Annotated in this window: 23 protein-coding genes and 1 tRNA gene; 16 read left to right on the top strand and 8 right to left on the bottom strand. The window is 45.2% G+C overall.

Features of this window, described 5'->3' with window-relative positions; all coding sequences use genetic code 11:
- The first annotated feature begins 48 nt into the window (after positions 1-48).
- The 3 genes from flgA (at position 49) to ACVA6Q_RS08430 (ending at position 1703) form a co-directional block, all read left to right on the top strand.
- Positions 49-795 (top strand): flagellar basal body P-ring formation chaperone FlgA, encoded by a 747-nt coding sequence (gene flgA / locus ACVA6Q_RS08420; RefSeq protein ID WP_446647238.1) that lies wholly within the window; start codon positions 49-51, stop codon positions 793-795.
- A 127-nt stretch (positions 796-922) separates the two neighbouring features.
- Positions 923-1240 carry a flagellar biosynthesis anti-sigma factor FlgM gene (flgM, locus tag ACVA6Q_RS08425; protein WP_429761360.1) on the top strand — a complete coding sequence of 106 codons (318 nt, stop codon included), beginning with the start codon at positions 923-925 and terminating at the stop codon, positions 1238-1240.
- Between the two features lie 37 nt (positions 1241-1277).
- Positions 1278-1703, top strand: a complete 426-nt coding sequence (locus ACVA6Q_RS08430; protein ID WP_446647239.1) for a flagella synthesis protein FlgN — start codon at positions 1278-1280, stop codon at positions 1701-1703.
- A 32-nt stretch (positions 1704-1735) separates the two neighbouring features.
- Here ACVA6Q_RS08430 and ACVA6Q_RS08435 read toward each other — a convergent pair whose 3' ends face one another.
- Positions 1736-3049, bottom strand: coding sequence for a GGDEF domain-containing protein (locus tag ACVA6Q_RS08435; protein ID WP_446647240.1), 1314 nt, complete (start codon positions 3047-3049; stop codon positions 1736-1738).
- Between the two features lie 351 nt (positions 3050-3400).
- On the opposite strand from ACVA6Q_RS08435, the gene ACVA6Q_RS08440 reads away from it, so the two are divergent.
- The gene (locus ACVA6Q_RS08440; protein WP_446647241.1) at positions 3401-3760 is read left to right on the top strand and encodes a PilZ domain-containing protein; all 360 of its coding nucleotides are present in this window, start codon (positions 3401-3403) and stop codon (positions 3758-3760) included.
- A gap of 77 nt (positions 3761-3837) precedes the next feature.
- On the opposite strand, the gene ACVA6Q_RS08445 is transcribed toward ACVA6Q_RS08440, so the two are convergent.
- Together ACVA6Q_RS08445 and ACVA6Q_RS08450 are read right to left on the bottom strand one after the other, a co-directional pair.
- Positions 3838-4266: an LPP20 family lipoprotein gene (locus ACVA6Q_RS08445; protein ID WP_338165006.1), complete on the bottom strand. Its 429-nt coding sequence runs from the start codon at positions 4264-4266 to the stop codon at positions 3838-3840.
- Positions 4267-4275: 9 nt separating this feature from the next.
- Positions 4276-4911, bottom strand: a complete 636-nt coding sequence (locus tag ACVA6Q_RS08450; protein ID WP_353496764.1) for a FlgO family outer membrane protein — start codon at positions 4909-4911, stop codon at positions 4276-4278.
- A gap of 159 nt (positions 4912-5070) precedes the next feature.
- On the opposite strand from ACVA6Q_RS08450, the gene ACVA6Q_RS08455 reads away from it, so the two are divergent.
- The 3 genes from ACVA6Q_RS08455 (at position 5071) to ACVA6Q_RS08465 (ending at position 8266) form a co-directional block, all read left to right on the top strand.
- On the top strand, positions 5071-6207 hold the full coding sequence (locus ACVA6Q_RS08455; protein WP_353496765.1) for a flagellar assembly protein FlgT: 1137 nt from the start codon (positions 5071-5073) through the stop codon (positions 6205-6207).
- Positions 6208-6260: 53 nt separating this feature from the next.
- Positions 6261-6337 (top strand) — tRNA-Arg (locus tag ACVA6Q_RS08460).
- Positions 6338-6526: 189 nt separating this feature from the next.
- Positions 6527-8266 (top strand): ATP-dependent nuclease, encoded by a 1740-nt coding sequence (locus tag ACVA6Q_RS08465; protein ID WP_446647242.1) that lies wholly within the window; start codon positions 6527-6529, stop codon positions 8264-8266.
- A gap of 19 nt (positions 8267-8285) precedes the next feature.
- Here ACVA6Q_RS08465 and ACVA6Q_RS08470 read toward each other — a convergent pair whose 3' ends face one another.
- Positions 8286-8441 (bottom strand): hypothetical protein, encoded by a 156-nt coding sequence (locus tag ACVA6Q_RS08470; protein WP_446647243.1) that lies wholly within the window; start codon positions 8439-8441, stop codon positions 8286-8288.
- The gene (locus tag ACVA6Q_RS08475; protein ID WP_446647244.1) at positions 8434-8601 is read right to left on the bottom strand and encodes a hypothetical protein; all 168 of its coding nucleotides are present in this window, start codon (positions 8599-8601) and stop codon (positions 8434-8436) included. The genes ACVA6Q_RS08470 and ACVA6Q_RS08475 overlap by 8 nt, the downstream gene beginning before the upstream one ends.
- A 366-nt stretch (positions 8602-8967) precedes the next feature.
- Between ACVA6Q_RS08475 and ACVA6Q_RS08480 the strand changes: the two genes are divergently transcribed.
- Positions 8968-9345: a YgiW/YdeI family stress tolerance OB fold protein gene (locus tag ACVA6Q_RS08480; RefSeq protein ID WP_446647245.1), complete on the top strand. Its 378-nt coding sequence runs from the start codon at positions 8968-8970 to the stop codon at positions 9343-9345.
- Positions 9346-9762: 417 nt separating this feature from the next.
- Here ACVA6Q_RS08480 and ACVA6Q_RS08485 read toward each other — a convergent pair whose 3' ends face one another.
- Complete coding sequence (locus ACVA6Q_RS08485) at positions 9763-10269, bottom strand: DUF3087 domain-containing protein (RefSeq protein ID WP_446647246.1); 507 nt, start codon at positions 10267-10269, stop codon at positions 9763-9765.
- A gap of 373 nt (positions 10270-10642) precedes the next feature.
- Entirely contained in the window at positions 10643-11602 is a 960-nt protein-coding gene (locus tag ACVA6Q_RS08490; RefSeq protein WP_418642035.1) for a transposase, read from the bottom strand.
- A gap of 239 nt (positions 11603-11841) precedes the next feature.
- On the opposite strand from ACVA6Q_RS08490, the gene ACVA6Q_RS08495 reads away from it, so the two are divergent.
- From ACVA6Q_RS08495 to ACVA6Q_RS08530, 8 genes are all read left to right on the top strand, one after another.
- Complete coding sequence (locus ACVA6Q_RS08495; RefSeq protein ID WP_446647247.1) at positions 11842-13038, top strand: MFS transporter; 1197 nt, start codon at positions 11842-11844, stop codon at positions 13036-13038.
- 102 nt (positions 13039-13140) lie between these two features.
- Positions 13141-14145 carry a Gfo/Idh/MocA family protein gene (locus ACVA6Q_RS08500; RefSeq protein WP_446647248.1) on the top strand — a complete coding sequence of 335 codons (1005 nt, stop codon included), beginning with the start codon at positions 13141-13143 and terminating at the stop codon, positions 14143-14145.
- Between the two features lie 229 nt (positions 14146-14374).
- The gene (locus tag ACVA6Q_RS08505) at positions 14375-16018 is read left to right on the top strand and encodes an LruC domain-containing protein (protein WP_446647249.1); all 1644 of its coding nucleotides are present in this window, start codon (positions 14375-14377) and stop codon (positions 16016-16018) included.
- 15 nt (positions 16019-16033) lie between these two features.
- Positions 16034-16489: a hypothetical protein gene (locus tag ACVA6Q_RS08510; RefSeq protein WP_446647250.1), complete on the top strand. Its 456-nt coding sequence runs from the start codon at positions 16034-16036 to the stop codon at positions 16487-16489.
- Between the two features lie 176 nt (positions 16490-16665).
- On the top strand, positions 16666-17154 hold the full coding sequence (locus ACVA6Q_RS08515; protein WP_446647251.1) for a DUF4405 domain-containing protein: 489 nt from the start codon (positions 16666-16668) through the stop codon (positions 17152-17154).
- On the top strand, positions 17151-17468 hold the full coding sequence (locus ACVA6Q_RS08520) for a hypothetical protein (protein ID WP_353496774.1): 318 nt from the start codon (positions 17151-17153) through the stop codon (positions 17466-17468). The genes ACVA6Q_RS08515 and ACVA6Q_RS08520 overlap by 4 nt, the downstream gene beginning before the upstream one ends.
- A gap of 170 nt (positions 17469-17638) precedes the next feature.
- The gene (locus tag ACVA6Q_RS08525; protein WP_446647252.1) at positions 17639-18007 is read left to right on the top strand and encodes a hypothetical protein; all 369 of its coding nucleotides are present in this window, start codon (positions 17639-17641) and stop codon (positions 18005-18007) included.
- A 258-nt stretch (positions 18008-18265) separates the two neighbouring features.
- Positions 18266-19858 carry a BCCT family transporter gene (locus ACVA6Q_RS08530; protein WP_353496776.1) on the top strand — a complete coding sequence of 531 codons (1593 nt, stop codon included), beginning with the start codon at positions 18266-18268 and terminating at the stop codon, positions 19856-19858.
- A 77-nt stretch (positions 19859-19935) separates the two neighbouring features.
- On the opposite strand, the gene ACVA6Q_RS08535 is transcribed toward ACVA6Q_RS08530, so the two are convergent.
- The gene (locus ACVA6Q_RS08535; protein WP_446647253.1) at positions 19936-20700 is read right to left on the bottom strand and encodes a hypothetical protein; all 765 of its coding nucleotides are present in this window, start codon (positions 20698-20700) and stop codon (positions 19936-19938) included.
- Between the last annotated feature and the right edge of the window lie 54 nt (positions 20701-20754).

The following is a 20754-nucleotide window of genomic DNA, read 5'->3' on the forward strand; positions in this document are numbered from 1 at the left end:
CTAAAAAAGTGATAGTCTATCTCGGCCTCAGAGAATCCGAGAAACAGAATGCTGTATTATAAGACATCTTTTTTGCATACTTCCAGCCGCACTTTTAGGCAAAAGTGTCACTGGCTTTGCCTCTTTATCGTCTGGCACGCGATATTCTTTAGCGTATTAACGCACGCAGCAACGCCTGAGCAAATAGAAAACATTCAAAAGGCTGCCCAAGCTCATGTTTTAGAGACCATTGAGCAGCCCCTTGGTGGTGAAATCGTGGCAACCCCTGGCCGGATAGACAGTCGCATCCATGCAACTGATTGCCCTTCACCACTCGAAACCTCATCGTCGACAACGAGAAATACCAGTAGCAATGTAACTGTATTGGTTGAATGCCCAGAAGATAACTGGCGTATCTACGTGCCGGTTAGAATGTCTATTTCGATGCCTCTGGTGACGGCGACAAGGCCACTCTCTCGCGGCAGTTTGGTGGAAGCTCACGATGTCTCCATGACCATGGTGGATAAGAACCGCGCACGACGTGGCGGTTTTAGCAACATGAATAGTGTCGTTGGTGCTAAACTTAAGCGCAACGTAAAACTGGGTGATGTTATCGAGCGCAACGATGTCTGCGTAGTTTGTCGCAACGAAAAAGTAGTGATTCGGGCTGTAAAAAACGAGATGACCATCTCCACTAGGGGCACGGCACTGTCGGATGGCGCTCATGGCGATCAAGTAAGAGTGAAAAATGACAAGTCTCAGCGTATAATTGAGGGAATTGTCACCGGTGTTGCAGAAATTACCGTTAATTTTTGATTTTTTTCTAAAGATTTTGATTTGCACGTCGATATGGACGGTATACACAAATACATTGTGTGACATTCAGGGCTACAATACGTGGCCACAACCAACGCAATATTGAGCAATTTTATAAGGCGAAACTATGGCAGGCATTGATAACATTCGATCTGGACAGACGCTAACGACGACAAGTCGCGCACCTGCTCGTTCGGACGCCAGCAAAGAAAGCGCGTCAACTCAAGTTGGTCAACCTTCAGCAAAGCAAGACGCTGTCACATTGAGCCAAGGCGGTAAAGCCATTGGTCAAATGCATCAGCAAATGGCTAGCCAACCTAGCTTTGACTCGGCAAAAGTCGCAGCAATCAAAGACGCGATCGCAAACGGTTCTTACACCGTTGATGCAGAAAAGCTGGCTGATAACATGATCAAGTTTGAAGACGAACTTGGCGGATTACGATAATCGCGTCCGCAGACTCACTAAATTTTAGGTACAGGTAATGGCAGCACTTGTTGATTTGATTGACTACCAACTCAAAAACGCAAAAGCCCTGTCTCTTCTTCTTGCGGAAGAGACCAAAGCCATCGCGGCGCGCGAATCCAGCGAGATCGAACGCATTGCAAAAGAAAAGATGATGCTAGTCGGCCAATTACAACAGACCGATAAACGTTTAAGTGAACACCAAGACGTTCACCGTCTCACCGATGAAGCACCACTAGCCCAAAAAGTGGCGGACATTAAGTCGATCGTTCTCGACTGCCAACAACTTAACGACATCAACGGCCAAAGCTTGCAGCGCGCTCAGTTAAGTTTTAATAAACTCAACAACCTAATGCAGCAAAGCCACGGCAAAATAGGCATGACCTATAACGCTGGCGGGCAAACGCATACCTTATCGACACTCGGCACTAACCTAAAAGCTTAGAGCGAACGCTTAGAGTTGAACCTTTATCCTCACTATGCCATTGGCTCTGCAGCCAGATAAAACCCCGTCGACACTCGATTTTTTCCATCTTTTTTGGACTGATACAAGGCTTTGTCTGCTCGCTCAAGATTGTCTTGCAGTGTGGCACTCCTATCGACATTCGTTACCCCTACCGAGCACGTCACGGGCAAATAAAGGCTTAACTGGCTGTCGGCAATCGATTTTCGAAGACGCTCAGCAATCCGAGTGGCAACGGTGTGGTTTTTAGCACTGCAGATCACGACAAACTCTTCCCCACCCCAGCGGCCAATTACCGCATCTTCGCGCAAATGCGCTGTCAACGTGGTAGCAAGATTCACCAGTATCGCATCCCCTTCGTTATGTCCGTAGGTATCGTTAATGCGTTTGAAGTTATCGATATCCAACAGAATCAAAAACAGTGTCTCTTTAATGTCCAGTCGATGTAAATAACGCTCCTGGACACCTTGACGGTTATAGAGACCCGTGAGTTTATCTAGCGAGGCCAGTTTTCTGTATTTGTCCCGCTCTCTATTGGCATGGGTTAAACTCATGTCCAGAAATGACGCTCTATTCTGATTTGCCTGAAGAGAACGTTTGAGAGCAATAAGACGCACTAACACATCGACAGTGACGGCAAGCATCCATGCCGCCACCAGAACAAACTGGACTTCAAATAGCGTTAGCCATTTACCGACAAACTCCACCGAGCGCACCGTTATCGTGGTGTTTTTTCTGGCATGACTATCGCCAGTCGCAATTTGAATGTCCGTGACATTATCAAGCCGCGCCGAATGGTCAGAAATTTTAGAGTGCAAAAATGACCACCATGAAGGCACGTAAAAGTTGGCAATCGGTAGCGAGTAGGAATAAGTGGGCTGATTAACAGGAATGATGGTTTGCAGATTGGCTCTAGAAATGGTCGCGGTTGATATTGCATCATGCTCGGCATTAAGCAAATAAACCAGTACCGAATCCTGAAGATCGGAGGCTTCTGAATAAGACAGCTTGATTTGTACAGAATGAAAACGCCGTAAATCCAGCCCTTGCACTGCTCGTGAAGACGTTGGGATCATCACACTGCAAAAAGGAAACGTATTGGAGCGGCGAGTCTGACACGTAAAACTCAAGGTGCTATCGCGCTGAACAAAATGTCCGAGAGAGTTGCCGCCGTTGATGGCATCATTCATCATCGAGATTCCTGGAACATCAAGGTCAATACGCTGAGTGACGTTCATTCCCCAGTGATACCACGCCAGAAAGCTCAAACTTAGAACGGCCAGCACCGCATAGCCATTCTCTCTTCTAATAATACTCTGCCAATGCACTATACTTCCCTCCCTGAAAGAAAGCGCTTACTATATGTAGGGTATATTAGCTGATTTTAAATTACCCGTAATCAATAGAAACTGATCGTGAAACCGTGTTTTCAATCACATCTATAGTGACAACATTGAGATGATAGACCACCGTTCTCATACCCTATTATCGCTTTATTGATACCTTACACAATCCCATATATTGCCTTTTAATTAGATACTTACACTACTTAATTTATTAGATCACAAAATTGAATTCCAATACTAGCCAGCCGGCAAGGCCTGTTGCTAATGTTGTCAATGTCATCATGATTTTATAAAGTCATCGTTTACCACAACACATGGACGCGGGGTTACACTATGAAAGCGCTTACCGAATATCGAGAGGCCATTACCTCTAGCGAGCTTAGGGAACACCCTCGCTTTGCTATGCGTTACGCAAAAGGCTCTATCAGGAAAACTGGCCTATTTTCAAGCTATACCACGATGAACATTATCGATATATCTAAAGGCGGCATCGGTGTGGAGTGTCAAAAAATGCTGATGGTAGGGGAACGTGTCGAGGTGAAGGTCGGTAACAAGAGGTACACTGGCCAAGTGGTGTTTGGTAGCCAGATGTTAGGCAGCCGTCAACTTCGGATTGGCATTCAGTTCACCGACAAGCTTGGCATCTCAGACATGCTGTTTTTTGGCGCCCCGATGCAAATTGCGATGGCTTGACCCATAAACAAACGGGGCGGCAATGGTTTACATTGCCGCCCCGTCATATTCCAACTGCCTTTAGCAAGACCACTGTATTAGAACAAGGTTTGACGCTTCTTCTCTGGAACACGGCGAATTTCACCGTAATCACGCAACCTGTCCATTTTTTCAATATCCAGTATTAGCTCAGTGACGTAGCTGTCGCCGACTTTGTAGCTGCGTACAACTTCTGCTCCGCGGATAACGCCATCCACTGCACCAGTCGTCGACTCAACACCTAGACGCTGGTCTTGAAGATCCGCTCTTGCTGACACGCGCAGGCCATAAACTTGCTCTGCCAGTTCACGATACGCATCAATCTTTGAAGCGCGCATTGCGCGAACTTGCTTCTCTTCATCATTACGACCAGTCTGCTCACTGATGCTGGCATAGCCCACCGCGGTCAACGTATTCTGATCCATCGCGCCAATTGGAGTACAACCAATCATGACCATCGCGATTAAGGCGGCAAAAATTACTCTCATCTTCATGTCCTATGGGCGTAAAATCACTGTCGTTGGCGTTGTCATAGTTGGGTCTGAACGAATCAATACACCATCTTCAGTACGCATTTGATTAAGCGTATCTAAGTCACGACCAATTCGATCTGCTGGCAAAAAGCCTTGCGCTGACGCAACGACAATTCTCGATTGCATCCCAATCACACGAGCGTTCACCAACACACCGCCCTCTTGACGCAGCATGGTACCAGTCAGGACAAATTGAATTTGCTGCTCTTGGGCAAGATCTTTCCAGTCACGACTGAGTGCAAAGTCACCCTGGCTCGTCACCTGGATGGAGCCTGTAGTCTTAAAATCCACCACCTTAAAGCCGCGACGCTGCAACTGATGAATAAACCCTTCTGACACAGAGTTACCCAGCCAGTTAGTCGCATCCATATTCTGCAAGTCAACAAAAGAAGCCACGGCAACCGGCGTGCGTGATGACACACTGGTGTTCGAATTCACCAACTCTTCCGTTAAGCTCTCTACAAAGTAATCCATGGTATGACGAGGACTCTCCATCAGCATAAACTTGCTGCCCGAGTACGACTCTTTACCGTTATAGATTGGTGAGTAGGCACAAGCGGTCAGCGTTAACACTGACGCCATCAGTAGCCACTTTTTCATTTCACACTCTCCAAAAGTTATTAATTGGGTCAATTATGGCAACCTTGATTCAGGTTGGAACAATCTTTGCTTTTCTCATTCTGTCCTAAATAAGAAAGCCCACTCCAATATTCGCTAGAAAATAGTAAGCAAATATTGTTCCGCATTTGGAAAGGTTGTATGAAAAATATCGTTTCTTCTTTAATTTCAACAGCATTGCTGACATTAAGTGCCAGTAATGCCTATGCCGAGTGGTATGAAGTCACGGGCACGTCGACCATTGTCTCCTCTGAAAAGGCGGCAAGGATCTACGCGCTTGAAGATGCCGTATATAAGGCGGTCGACTTCTCTGGCGCCGACATCGGCAGCCTATCGACACTGGCGCCAATGCTAGAAGACGATAAGGAACAGTACCAGTTCATTGACTCCGAGGTTCGCCACATTGTCATCGACGACAAATACGTAAGCGGCAACCAGATGGTGGTAAAAGCGCGTATCGACATCTACCCAACGGCAAAGGCTTGCCATAAAGAGCAATATAAAAAGACCATTGGCGTTGCCATGTTCGACATTGTTGATCCGCAGCAAGCGGTCATGGGTCAGATATATAAGCTGGGTGAAGATTACAGCGCCGTCATCGATAAGCAGCTTGCCGCGCGCTCTTACAGCTTCGTTTCTGTGGGCACTACCCGTTACGAAATCAACAAGCGCCAGCCTGAACGAATCAAGATGATCGCTGATGATCTTGGTGCGCAGTACATTGTCACTGGCGCGATTAAAGATCTCACTGCGACAATCGATGCAGGTGGCCTATTGAGAGATGATCGCATCAACCGCCAGTTCGCCATGGACATGGCCATCTTTGATGGCAAAACTGGCCACGAGATCTTCCAGCACACCTATCGCGAAATTGCCCAATGGCCATTTGCGAAAACCAGTAAAGTTGATACCAAGAGCGCTCGCTTCTGGACATCCACCTATGGGGAGATGATGCAACGAGTCAGTCGCAATATCATGCTCGACTTGGAAGCAGAGATTTCCTGCAAGATGACGCTACCTGAAGTGGTGGCCACTTACGGCAACAAAGTAACCATCGACCTTGGCCGCGTACACGGCGTACAAGCTGGCGACCAACTGCGCCTATGGCACACAGGTTCCTTCATTGACCAAAACGGCTTACCACGCAATAAGGTCAGCCGCAGCGACATTACATTAACCGTCTCACGCGTTTATGAGCGTGATGCTGAAGCGACGGTTGATCAGCCAACGTTGGCCAACAGTATTCAGATTGGCGATGTAATGCACAAACAAAACTAATAGTACGAATACGGGCTTAACTTATTCATATAATTGAGTAATATAAGTCCTAAGCTCCCGTGGCACAGCTGGATAGCGCGGCCCCCTCCTAAGGGGCAGGTCACAGGTTCGAATCCTGTCGGGAGCGCCATATAGAACAAGGACTTAGCACGAATTTCGGCTAAGTCCTTTTTGTTTGTGTCCATAAAATGTCCACACCTTTAACCTACTACCCAATTAACAATTCGCCCTACTTACAATTGCATTATGTGCAATGAGTGGCAGATATAACCGGATGAACATGTAAACTATCCATCTCTAAATACAAAAAGGATTGTTTATGTCTCATCTTGTCGACTCCCTAAAAATTCAAAATTACAAATCATGTAAAGATATCACTGTGAGCCTTGCTAACTTTACTCCCGTAGTCGGCTATAACAACGCAGGTAAGTCAAACATTCTAAGCGCTTTAAATTGGCTTCTAAAACCAAAAGTGATTCAAGATACTGGGTACTTTGACAAAGACCAACCAATCATCGTCGAAGGTACTTTTGCCGGTGTTACTGAAAGCGTCATTTCCGAGTTGGCAGAGGAGCATCAAGACCCAATACGTCCTTTTGTTAGTGAAAAAGGAAGAATGAGAATTGTGCGAACTCAAAAAGTAGGTGCAAAGAAGGCTAGTGATATAACTATCGAAATGTTTAACTTTGAAGAGGGGAAACTCAAAAAAAACCCTCGTGGCCTATGGAATGCTATCAAAGCGCTCTTTCCTGAGCCTATTGAAATTCGAGCTATGGAAAATGCAGCAGATGACGCCTCGAATGCTAAAAGCACATCTACAATAGGTAAACTATTGAAAGAAATAGCAACTCAAGTGAACAATCAAAATACCGCTGCAATTTCAAGACACCTGAATGCCGTTTCACGCCGAATTTCAGCGGATGGCGATAGAAGAAGCAATGAAATTCAAGTATTAGACAAAGAGATATCTAATAAGCTAGACAGCTTTTTCCCCGGTATTGATGTTAAGTTGCACTTTGAAGTTCCTGACTTTGACGAGCTGGTTCAGTCGGGCACAATAAAACTCTACGAACACAACATTGGACGCAATGTTAATGAGTACGGGCACGGTACTCAGCGTTCAGTCCAAATGGCACTGATACAGCAATTGTCAGAAGTAATGAAAGGGGCGGAGTCTGCAACCACTACCCTTCTCTTAATTGACGAACCCGAGCTTTACTTACATCCTTTCGCCATTGAGCAAGTTAGAGAGGCACTTACCGTCCTATCTAAACGAGGTTATCAGATTATTTTTACTACCCACTCCGCGCAAATGGTTGAGTTCGAAGTGATACAAAATGCTCTATTAGTTCGAAAAAACGCGCACTCTGGAACCAATGTTCGAAACACGCTACGACAAGCCCTGAAAACAGTATTACCAAACAAAATTGACGCACAAATCGCTCATCTTTTTGAACTAAGTCAATCTTCAAAAGTATTATTCGCGAACGAGGTTGTTCTGACCGAAGGGAAAACCGAGGTAAGACTACTACCATACTTGTACAAAAGTTTAAAAAACAAGACTCTTGGACAAGATAACTATGCGTTAATTCAGACAGGTAGCGTCGACAACATAGACAAAACGATGCAAATACTAAACGCGATGGATATTCCATCTAAGTCAATTGTCGACTTAGATTATGTATTCAAAGGTGCAATACACAATAAACAAATTTCTGATACTGACACCGACTACGTAGCTCTCAAGAGTATTTTGGAACATATGGTAAGTACAGGTGAAATTATTCTTTCAGGAGCATTACCAAAGGCAGAACACTGTGCGAAAATTGCCCTTAACCCCGATAGCAAAGAAATAATAAAACGCCTACATGACAAGCTTTTAGCCCACAACATTTGGTTGTGGAAGAAAGGAGCAATCGAAGCTCACTTGGGTTTAACACAAAAAAATGAACAGGCGTGGGCTAACTTTAAACAACAATTGGAAAGTCAATCAAATAACATAGATGCCATTTGCCCCGACGAAAATGAAATAGAAGAACTCTTAGACTGGATTAATTAACAGCCATTTTACGCCCTTCTTAGTAAGGGCGTTTTTCCAACTCTGTTAGACGTTTATCCATTTTTTCCATCATCAAGCGTAGCCACTTTACATCAGTCTTTAATGCAACTCCGACACCAAATCCACTAGAAAGCGCACTTACTGCAGCCACGATTAAAGTTTGATACTCAGCCATTAAATTCATCCCGTATTGCTTCCCACAAACCAACCAAAATAGGCGCAGCCACACCAATCAATCCACCCACTTGCACGCCTTCTGGCGTCACACTTGCCGTCAATAGTTCAGGATGCCCCGTTGCCAGTGCTACACCTGCCCCAAGTTTGAAAGGACACACACCTCAACAAAACGAGACTTACAACATTAAAGGGACACACACCTTAAAAACCAACATTCTTATGGCAAAGAATGCTCGACTCGAAAATGACTCTGGATGCACTCCGTCATAACTTACAAGTCATCAAACAATTGCTGAATCAAACCGTGGTTCTTGAGTTTTTTGTTAAAACGATTTTGAAAGGACACACACCTCAACAAATCACTAATGATTAGTAACATCCGACTTCCATGGAACCTAAAGGGACACACACCTCACCATCATTTAGCTTTCTAGAGAAATCGCTGCTTTTGACCTAGAGTTGATCAGATATTGTTGAGAAAGTTTGTTTTCGATAAAACAACCACGCCTTACTTAGGAGGTCGAATGAAGAAGTACGCTTTAGCCGCACTGGTCATGTCATTATTGTTTGTTACAAACGCATCCGCTCAGCAGAATAGCACGGGCGGTGGCTTCAAAGGACCAAGCGCCGAGGACAATTTAAACACGGTGCAAGATATTTTGGATGCGACATGGCTATCTGATGGCACATACGTGACGGTTGTCGGAAAAATCACGATGTCGCTTGGTAATGAACTCTATACCTTCACGGACAGTACAGGCTCGATGACAATCGAAATCGATGACGACGAATGGCGTGGGCAAACGGTAACCCCCGACCATACAATAAAGATCAAAGGTGAAATTGATAAAAACGACAGTGATAGTGCGGTTGATGTGGAATCGATTGAGATAGTCCAATAGATAGCTTTTGTAAAACATTAAAGTAAAACATTGAAGGGACACACACTTCACCATATATAAGACTATTACTTATACTCAATTAGGTAGTGAAGAAGTAGTGGTGAGGAGCAAAGGGACATGCTACCCCATGAGGCGTTTGGTACGTAACCCTTTCTATGTTGGGCTGTCTCGGTCAAAACTGACGAAGTAACCCCGACCGATAGCTCGATATATCAAGCTGCAAATTGTACGCTTCAGTCAATCCATCCAGTTTTGACTGCGCTGTGGAGGGAGAACATTGAAGGGACACACACTTCACCATATAAGACTATTACTTATACTCAATTAGTTAGTGAAGAAATAGTGGTGAGGAACAAAGGGACATGCTACCCCATGAGGTGTTTGGTACGTATCCCTTCCTATGTTGAGCTGTATCTGTCAAAACTGACGAAGTAGCCCCGACTGATAGCTCGATATATCAAGCTGCAAATTGTACGCTTCAGTCAATCCATCCAGTTTTGACTGCGCTGCATTTAGGCTCGTCATTACAATCGTATTATCATCAAGTTCCCACAACTGGCGTGATCCTTCGTAACTAAACTGAAGCGCTAACATGGCATCAGCATTGCCTTGTTCTGCCGCAGCCAACAACTTTCTGTTTTTCCGGTAAATAAGGTTAAGCTCTTTCTTTAACTGCCACACATACACGACTTCTTTCATTTTTGGGTGTTGTTTAAGTTTGAACAGGGTAAAACCTAGACCCAATGCACTCACCACTACGCCAAGAAGATTCCAATGAAAATGCGAGCCCGTGTCTGATGGTAAAAAGAATATCAAGCTTTGAGATATCGCTAAGCTGGAGACACTTAAGCTCACAATACATGCAACGATGACGATGTTTAGACGTGAGCGATATAACTGCTTGTCGATAGATTGTAATTGCATTTTGAATCCAATGGCGAATAAGGTGATTACGCTTTTCTAACCTTTAGAAGAACTGCTCTTATAAAGGCTAGAAAGCCAGTAGCTAGGGCAAACATTACCAAGCAACTGGCAATGTATCCACTGTAAAAGTAAAGCATTAAAGGTAAAGCATTAAAGGAAAGCATTAAAGGGACACACACCTTAAAAACCAAACTCAATCAAAATTGAAGCATTAGCAGACAGCTCTCTCGTTCAGACAAAGCATGGAAGATTCGAGTATGTGAGTACGTGTAGGAAGTAGTTTGATGAAAGTGAAGACGTTTATCAGGCGCGCATAAAGCAAGCACTGAGGGGTACTTTGATTTGACTTGTAAATTGATTCGAAACTTTTAGCTTACTCTAAACGATACATATAGAGCTTCTGCTTGTTTAACACTGTTTTCGTCTGTTCAGCCAACATGGGCGCCCCGAGTGCGGTTGCCCGAGATTTCTCCATCTGCGTACATACTTTTAGCCAATTTAATTGATTGATGTTTAGACGCTCCAATACTGGTGGAATCTTGTCTCTCATGGAAGCTTTCCCATCCCGAAGTTGACGAGCGGTCCAATCCACTAACTCGATGTAATCGACTAATCGAAACGGAATACCATCCAACATACGATTGCCGGGGTTGCCCACAAAAGGATGAAGACAAGGCGCTGTTGCTTGATTACGATTAAGTGTGTCAATTCTGAGCTTTATGGATGTATATTCCGAATCTTCTGGCGTTTTGGCTATTCCAGCCCGCACTGGATTTAGATCGACGTAAGCCATTGCGGCGGCCAATGCTTTTTCGTCAAGCAATGCCTGGCTTTTGAATCGGCTTTCCCAAAAGTGACCAGTACAATTATCCTCTCGATTTGCTCTACAGGCGATGTCAAAGTTGAGCTCTTTCATGAACCAACTGAGGCTCCACAGTCTTTCTCTCCACGTTTCTATTATCTCTAGACACTTTTCTTCCTCAGCGTGAGACGAGAGCTGCTGAGTCTGCCAACGTTGAATTAGACTAGGCAGTTTATGCTCACTGCCCCAACGCTCCACTACATCATCAAGAGTAAGTGTTTGGGCGGATTCCCTGTTGAGATTTAGAACCAAGTGATAATGATTACTCATGATGGCATAAGCACAAATGTCAATGCAGTAGACTTGAGCAAGCGCATAAATCTTTTGTTCAATCCATTTACGTCGGTGTTCATAACTCGTGTTGGTTGAGGCATCCTCACCACATAGGAAACTACGGCGAACACAGCGAGAAACACAGTGGTAATAGGAAGTTGCATCTATAGAAACAAGTTTTTTTCGAGCCGTTGTCAACGTTTATCCTCCGTTTAGTCTGAAGGAACTCTAGCAGTCAATCACTAGAAACACCGTTGACAGGCCGCCAAATTAGGCAAAATCATACTATTTTCATACTTTTTGGTGTGTGTCCTAGCAAACTCTTAGCAAACTTCTCTGTGTGTGTCCTAGCAAACTCTCTCCAAAAGAGTGTGAGATTGCTTTTCTGTCAAATTCCGTCACCATGGACACCATCAAAGTACCACATAAGAAAAACAATGAAATCATTACCATGGAACGCCTGGTTGCTCGCGCTAGTCCAGCCTTTTGTCTTGTCTGTTGGCGCACTGAATGTGTTTTTAGGCGGGATTGTCGGCGCCCAGCTTCATTCTGATCCTACGTTCGCTACCTTGCCAGTCACGGCTTTGATTGTCGGCGTATCGCTGAATGTTTTTCCCGCAGCTCGAGTTCAAAAAAAGCTTGGCCGAAAACACGCATTCGTTTTGGCCGCTATCGTAAGTAGTATCAGTGCGCTTGGTGCCGCTTGGAGCATTGAAGGTGGCAGTTTTTGGGGATTCTGCGCGAGTGCATTCTTGCTTGGCACTCAATTGGCGTATGTGGGTCAGTATCGTTTTGCCGCGATTGAAAGCTGTGAAAGTCCTGCTCAGCACCCAAGTGTTATTAGCTTAGTTTTAGTCGGTGGTATCGCTGCGGCGTGGGTTGGACCCGAGTTACTCAACTTAGGACAGGCAATCACCCTATTCGATGCTGAATATGCGCGCGCGTATGCTGCACTCGGTATTCTAGAGCTGATTGGCGCAGCTATACTTGCTGTTGCGATGAAGCCACTGAATATCCAAGAGAACGTCACTGAAGCGGGTGACGGTAGAACCTTGTCGGCGCTATTTCAGCAACCCATGCTGTGGCTAGCGATAGGCTCTGGTCTCACAGCATACGCAGTGATGGCTTTTCTTATGACAGCAACCCCACTCGCCATGTCAGGACACGGACACGATATTCAAAGTGCCAAATGGGTTATCCAAAGTCATGTTATGGCGATGTACCTCCCTTCACTCGTCACCCCGCTGATCATTAAACGCATTGGTGTCTATAAGCTCATCACACTCGGCTGTGTGATTTTTCTCGCTTGTATCGCAGTTGCGCTATTGGGTCACTCTGTACATCATTATTGGTGGGCATTGGTTGCGCTAGGAGTCGGCTGGAACTTTCTGTTTATTGGTGGCACCTCACTATTGCCGCAAACCTATAAACCGAGTGAGCGCTTTAAAGTGCAAGCGGTGAACGATTTTTCAATCACGGCCTTTCAAGCTTCTGGTTCGCTCGGCGCTGGGATCGTGCTCTTTACTCAAGGCTGGACATGGATGCTGCTTGCCTCGCTATTCCCAGTAAGTTTGTTGCTGTTGCTCAACGTAGTAATCAAGAAACGGCAATCGTTTGAGGAGACGAGCATCTAATTATTTAGTCAGATTCACATCACCTAATTAAGTCATTATTTTAAACTGAATTAGACCGTAAAAAGCATTTATTCCTGCAGAGCAGGCGCATAGGAGAATCACTTGACCCAAAAAATACGCTGGGGCATCGCAGGCCTAGGCAACATTGCCCATCGATTTACAAAAGATCTCATCGCTCACGTTGAAAACGGAGAGCTCTTTGCCGTTGCGGCAAGAGATCTCGGCCGCGCCGAAGAGTTTTCTAAGCAATATGGCTGCGAAACAAGCTATGGCTCTTACGTTGAGTTGGCTAACGATAGCAATATTGACGCTATCTACGTGGCGACTATCCATCCGTTTCACAAAGAGCTGATAAAGCTTTTTCTTAAAAATGGAAAACATGTACTGGTTGAAAAGCCCGCTCTCACTAATTTGGCCGACTGGGATGCGATGGCTGCGCTCGCGAAAAGCAATGGTCTACTTCTCGCTGAAGCGATGAAAAGCGTTACATTTCCGGCGTATCGCGCAATGAAGCAGTTTATCCTCGACAATAAAGTTGAAATTACCTCAGTTGAAGCATCGTTTGGCAACTGGCACGAGTACGACGGTGCTTGGCATCTGTTTAACCCTAAGCTTTGTGGTGGCGCGACGTTAGATGTCGGCGTTTATGGTCTTTGGCTATACGCGGATCTATGTCGACTTACAGGTTGTGCGATTAACGTTCCTACTGTTGAGTACGTTCAAGACAATGAACAAAGTGAAGTCGACGAGAACGCTACCTTTTCATTTGATGGTCCACTGAAAGGCCGCATTTGCGCTTCAATTACACGCGACCTGCCACGAAATGCCATTATTCGAGGGCCAGATCTAGAAATCGTTATGCACGAAAAATGGTGGAGTTCATCGACAATAGACATTACCTACCAAGGTGAATTAACCCAAATCACTATGCCAATCAAAGGTGGTGGATTTGCCAACGAAATCGAGCACTTCTCATCATTGCTGCAAAACAATGTCCACCAATCGGATCTCCTAAACCATGAAACGAGTCGAAATGTCGTTCGTGTTATGGAGACCTGTTTGAACCGTAGCGGTTATGCAAGTTTAGTTCAAAGCTCAGAGAAGTAATACGTTATTACTTGGCTTTTCATCCGCTTATTTAGGTCGCCTAACAAGGCGGCCTTCGCCCCATATTCTCTCCGGCTGCCTCAATTCTTGAGATGTTCCTTTGTTGATTCTCAACTTAATACTCAAATTAAAAAACCTTTCCGATGTGATTTTAAATAACTGTTTTTAATAGAAAAAATATTTGGCGCGTTTCGTGCTTAGACTTCATAACGTAGAAAGGAGACGTTTTATGAAAGGATTAGCACTAGGAGTAGGCCTTGTAAGCTGTGCGGTTACATCGGCATGGAGTACTGAGTATCATTACCCAACAGGCGGTGCCGAAATTGGTTACAGTTTAAAAGGCAAACCTGACGCAACCGTTAATGTTGGTGATTCCTTACCTACCGACTTATTAGAACGGATAGACAGCATGTTACCGCCGGGACAGAAAGTAAATCCGGATTACATTGCAACGGATGCAAAAAGTAACATTGAGATTGATCCTGAATTTGCTGGCACAGCTTATGTTTCGTTTACCTTTCTCAATGAAGGGGCAAGCTTCAACAATGTGTTTGGCTATTTTGTTTTTGATACGGACACACCACCCACCACACGCAGCGAAGTTGCGCAGCACCAAGTTGTCTTTCCCAATGCCTCTAAGCCGCCCGCAGGGGAAATGCTACAAGGTGATCAACTCACTTACCAAATCCCCCTTCAAGCAGGTCAGAGCCTCGGTTTTTTTGTGGTACCTAACGGTTGGGGTTGGGATTGGCTAGGAGAGTACGGCAAAGTCCCTTATGACGGACCATGGCGACAACCTTTTTACTCTTTGTCGGCACTCAACCCTGAGAGAAGTGAAGCAGAACGCTATCACAATGTGGTTTTTGTCGATGAGGAAAACGAATTCTTAGTCATCGGTTTTGAAGATACTCTATACAGCAGTGGGGATAAGGACTTCAACGATTTATTATTCTCTGTCAACGTGACGCCGTTTGCCGCTTTGGATGGAATTGATGACGCTTCAGACAGCCAATACATACCTTTAGCAGCTTCGGAAAACTCACAACAGGATGAAAGTACAACGACTTATTATCCAACGGCCAGCACCTATGCGACGCTCGCTTTTGAAGATCATTGGCCTTACGTGGGTGACTTTGATTACAACGATGTCGTCGTCCGCTACCAGATGACACTTCAAAAAACGCCATCCAACGAACTTAAATCCTTAGAACTGGATGCTACGATTCAATCTTTAGGAGCGGATTACCACAATGCACTTGCGTGGCGAATTCCTAACTTAGGCTCAGACAATATTGAAACGGTCACCCTTACACTCAACAACACGCCTGTGTCACACAACATTGTTCAAATGGATGGCGAAGACGCCCTGTTTATACTGAGTGAAGATCTGCACCAAGACGTGAACACAAGCTGCGGCTTCTTCCGCAGCAAACGAAATTGTCGTGAGTCAGAGAATACTCAGTTCCAACTCAGCGTGACACTGAAGCAACCCGTAGCAGAATCCGCAACAGGATTAGTCCCTTTTGATCCGTTTATTTTTGCAGCGAAAGATACCTACCATGGGACACTGGGATACGACAGTCATCCCGGAAGTCGCTGGCAGGTTCATCTAAAAGATTATTGTGGTACGAGCGACTTTGACACCCTTCTATTAAACACACATGACGACGATTCAAAGGCGTCATATTGCTTTCTCGACAACAACAATATCCCGTGGGCAATCAACATTGCTGATGATTGGGATCACCCTGCCGAGAAACAAAGCATCACCGACGTCTATCCACTGATATATCAATGGGTACAATCAAACGGTGATGCTCATTCCAGTTGGTATAAGCGCTCTAACGCCAACTCATCACTGCTGTATGAATAAAAAGAGGAACAGACAATGAAGATACTCAATATTACCCTTTTGGTTCCTTGGCTCTTATTAGTTGGCTGTGGCGGTGGAGGTGGTGGCGGCGAAACATCCAACTCTACGCCACCAAAATCCACTCCTCCAGCAGAGCCAGAACAGCAAGCCTTGTCGGCCGAGCAAGATTTTCAGTTCAGAGTTGACCATGAAATCATCTTGAGTTTATCGGCTCCAGCTCAGCAAAAGGGGTCATTCCAGGTCTATACCCGAATCTTGGCAGAAGATCCAAACTCTGAGATGTTTATGGTCGACCCGTCGAGCGTCGTAGCTTCACTTCCTCACTCTGTCGAAAGCTATCACCTGATGGTCAATGATAATTGGAATGAACTACTCGTCGAGTGGCAGCCGAGAGATGGTAACCAGTCGCAACAGCTGCAACGGGTCTCCCTTAATGGCCAAAATCAGTATGCTATTCAGTTTGATAATTAGGGAGTGGCGAGCCCTTTAAGAGGGCGAAAATTAACGACATTGTCAAAGTGCATCGGATGGTGAGGCTACATGGCTCAATTTGTAAATCACTGTAAAACAAATTGAATGACGGTTTTAAATTGGTAGCGTTAAGACATGACTTCTTAACGCACGCAGTTTGATTCGGACAGCTCATTATGAAAACGAGAACTTGGAAAGACAGCTTAGTCAAAACACAATACGTCATGGATAGCATATTGCTGATCGGCTTCATTTTGGTCTGCATTCCAAAAGTCACCGGAACGTGGGCTCACGAGTGGTTGAGCCTGCTGTTCATTATCCCGCTTATTATCCACTTACTGCTGCACTGGGACTGGATGATTGCCTTGCCTAAGAACTTTGTTCATCGCCAATCCAATAAAGATCGATTTAACGCTATTTGGGATGCCCTTTTCTATCTGGTTATGCTGATGGCGACATTGAGTGGCTTCCTTGTTTCAGAAGCACTGCTTCCACAATTAGGATTACCTATCGATATCTTGCCTGTTTGGTCTAAGCTGCACCACGACCTAGGCAATCTGGTTATGCCGATGCTTGGTGTACACCTTGCTCTGCATTGGACTTGGATCAAAACAATGACCAAAAAAATGATTCAGAAACGCGATACAAAGGCAGGTGCTCAATGAAATATCTGGCAAAAAACTGGCAGCAAAGAACGATCATAATTGTTCTTATTTCATTGATTTTCAGTGGATTGATGTGGACGATAGAGTTTTCTTCATGGGCGGAGTCTATTAACAATTCTGCCATGATGACTGAATCACATAGCGATGAAAAATCCGCGCCATTTATATTCATGCTCGTGATGTCCTTCGTGAAATTGCTCGTACTTACGTTAGTTCCCTTTACTGTCACTTACGGCCTTGTTGCGCTTGTCAATAAAGTGAGTAAAAGCCAAAAACGTTCCGCGAAGACGATGCACACTCAACGCAACCGCTAGCGACACACAAATAATCTGGTAATGAGGTAACTACCTCACGCTTCAAGCGCCAGCTAAAGCTAATCCTTTATTTTAACTGGCGTAGAGCGAACTCCTAGCTTACTGTTTATAAGAGGCACACTTGATATCACTCCTGAAGTAACACGAGTGGACAGCATGTAGGGGGAAATTTGGCCAGCGTTATTCAAGAATGCAACCGTGAACTCAATAAAGTTGTCCAGTATTACCCGGAAGAAGCGCGCAATAGTGTTGATTGCCTAATGGCACAACTATTATGCTGCGAAATCTTTTTGATCCAATTTCCAATCCTCAACCATTTTAGAGGTAAAAGCTCTCCTTGGTATCATGTGCAGAACTTGCGTCATGCCCTGCTAACTAGCCCTCGTCAAGGTGCTGTAAAGTGTTATGAAGAGCCGATATTTCAGGGTTGGTCGATGGCAAAAATTGATGACGCCCGTGTCTATGAAAAACCAATTCCAGACAGAGTGCGAAAAGCTTATGTCGACTATCAAGGCTTTCTTGAGCAGCTAAGACCTTAAGGTCGCTAACACCTAACTCACTGGTCTTGGTAAATAATACCATTCAACCTGTCAATACCAAGCTTCCGAAGTCCCCTCGATCATGTCACACCACACTCATTGCAACAGCTTGAACTCTCAAAAAACTTCTGAACCTGAATACGCTTTGTGTTAGGATGCTCGACCATTTTATGATGTGGGTCACACTTTTAACTGCATGGCCACATTTAAATCCACAGCGCGATAAATAAACAGCGCTCCGTGAACAGTGATAATTTAATGTCAAATTCCAATACGGTTGAGGCTTGCTCAACCGCATCGATATCAGCGTATGATGCGATTCATCCACCTGAACGCATCAAGAGCCTTGCTGAAAAACTAGAAATGAATAACCCTGTATTCTGGCTCAGCGGTTCTTTCCTAACCCTCTTTGTCCTCCTTGCATTGACACACCCTATTGCCCTCTCAAGTGCTGTGAACTCCGGCTTTGACCTCGCTACTCGTTATTTTGGTGCCTTTTGGCAGCTACTCTTAATGGCTAACTTCATCATTGGCTTAGCCCTTTGTTTTGGTCGAACTGGTGATGTGAGACTTGGTGGTATGGCGCGTCCCGATGTAGAGAGCTTCAAATGGATGTCGATTGTGCTCTGTACGTTACTTGCTGGCGGCGGCGTCTTTTGGGCGGCGGCCGAACCAATCGCCCACTACTTGTCTCCACCACCACTATTCGGCTCTTCGTCCCCAGAAAACAACGCTATCAACGCGCTGTCACAATCTTTTGTACACTGGGGCTTTCTCGCATGGGCAGTATTAGGGGGGTTATCGTCAATCGTGCTAATGCATCTGCATTACGACAAAGGCCTGCCACTTAAACCCCGTACACTACTCTACCCATTGCTCGGACAGCGCGCCATTGAAGGTTGGATTGGCAATACTATTGATGCTTTAAGTATCATCGCTGTTGCCGCAGGTACTATTGGCCCGATTGGTTTTCTTGGCCTTCAGATAAGTTATGCGATGCAAGCGCTGTTTTCTATTCCCGACACCTTTGCCACTCAGGCGACGGTGGTCGTCATTGCGATGCTGTTTTACACCTTGTCTGCACTGAGCGGCGTTAATCGTGGCATTCAATTAGTCAGCCGCTACAACGTCATTCTTGCTGCGGCGCTTATCTTGTTCATCTTAATCGCGGGACCAACCGGCTTTATCATCGACAGTTACGTTCAAGGTCTCGGTACCATGATCGATCAATTTGTACCGATGGCAATGTACCGCGGTGATACTCAATGGCTGAGTTGGTGGACCGTATTCTTCTGGGGCTGGTTTATTGGCTATGCACCTATGATGGCCATTTTTATCGCGCGTATTTCACGCGGCCGCACCATTCGACAGTTAATTCTCTCCATTAGCATTGCCGCTCCATTGGTGACGTGTTTTTGGTTTACCATCGTAGGTGGCTCTGGACTGGCCTTTGAGCTGGCTACACCTGGTATCATTAAAGCTGGTTTTGAAGGGTTCAATATGCCAGGTGCGCTACTGGCTATCACTATGCAACTGCCATTTCCGTTGCTGATTTCAATCCTATTCTTAATTTTAACCACCACCTTCATTGTGACCACCGGCGACTCAATGACCTACACCATTACTATGGTGATCTCCGGCGACAAGGAGCCCAATGCTCTGATTCGCGCTTTCTGGGGAGTCATCATGGGTGCAGTGGCGATCGTGTTAATTTCAATGGGCAGTGGCGGTATTTCTGCATTGCAATCTTTCATTGTGATTACTGCGGTACCAGCGTCATTCATTATCGCCCCAAGTCTTTGGTATGCGCCTAAAATTGCCAATAACATGGCGAAGGAACAAGGCTTATAAATCACGAAGCCGACCTAAAAGGTCGGCTTACTTTTTGTCATTAACACTGAATCCAAAACCACTCAAACTACTATGGGCTATTTAACTTCCAATCCAATCACGGTTTGTTGATTGTCGAGTGTAAGGTGAATGGTTCCACTCCCGTCCAGCGGTGCTCGATTTTGAGTATCAACAGCTTCCAGCGCTAACTTCACCATCGCACCACTGTTCATTTTTATCAAATAGGCTTTGTTATTAACGTACGCACTATTCTCAATCGGCGGAAAATAGAGCACAGCGAACTCTTGTTTATAGTCTTCGTAGATAGAAAAGCAACGTTTAGAATCAGACTGACACTCTGCTATCTCTGCAGATATCGTGGTGCGGTATTTGTCCGTCGTATCACGCAAGATATGAATATACTGCGCTTGATTATGTGGCTTCCCATAGAAATGGTCATCATCTTGGCAATAAAGCCTAACCAGATCACCTTTGCTGCTGTGAGATACCGTAAGGTGCTTATCGACTGCATGATGGGTTAACGTACTCTCACTGATCCAAGGAACATCGTAACCGCGATGATCCATTTCTGATAGCAAATATACCGCTTCCATATCGCCATATAGCGCGTCGAGAAACGTGTATTGGTAGCTGCCATTTTGTGCCTGATACTCTTGCGCGGCGCCTTTGGAGTAGCTTTGACTCAATGTAAGCATAGTCCCTGATTTTGGCTCCGCGATTTCCAGTTCAAGCTTACTCTCGCGCCCGTATCGATAGGTTGTAATGCCATTGCTGGCCTTGCAAAAGCTGACCGATTTACCGTTTCTCAATTCACAGCCAGCAACACGCTGTTCCTCGGTCATACATAAATCGTTTGATTGCACCATGGTTGAAAATAAACAAAGCGCGGCAGTTCC

The organism is Vibrio sp. DNB22_10_4 (genome assembly GCF_052879755.1).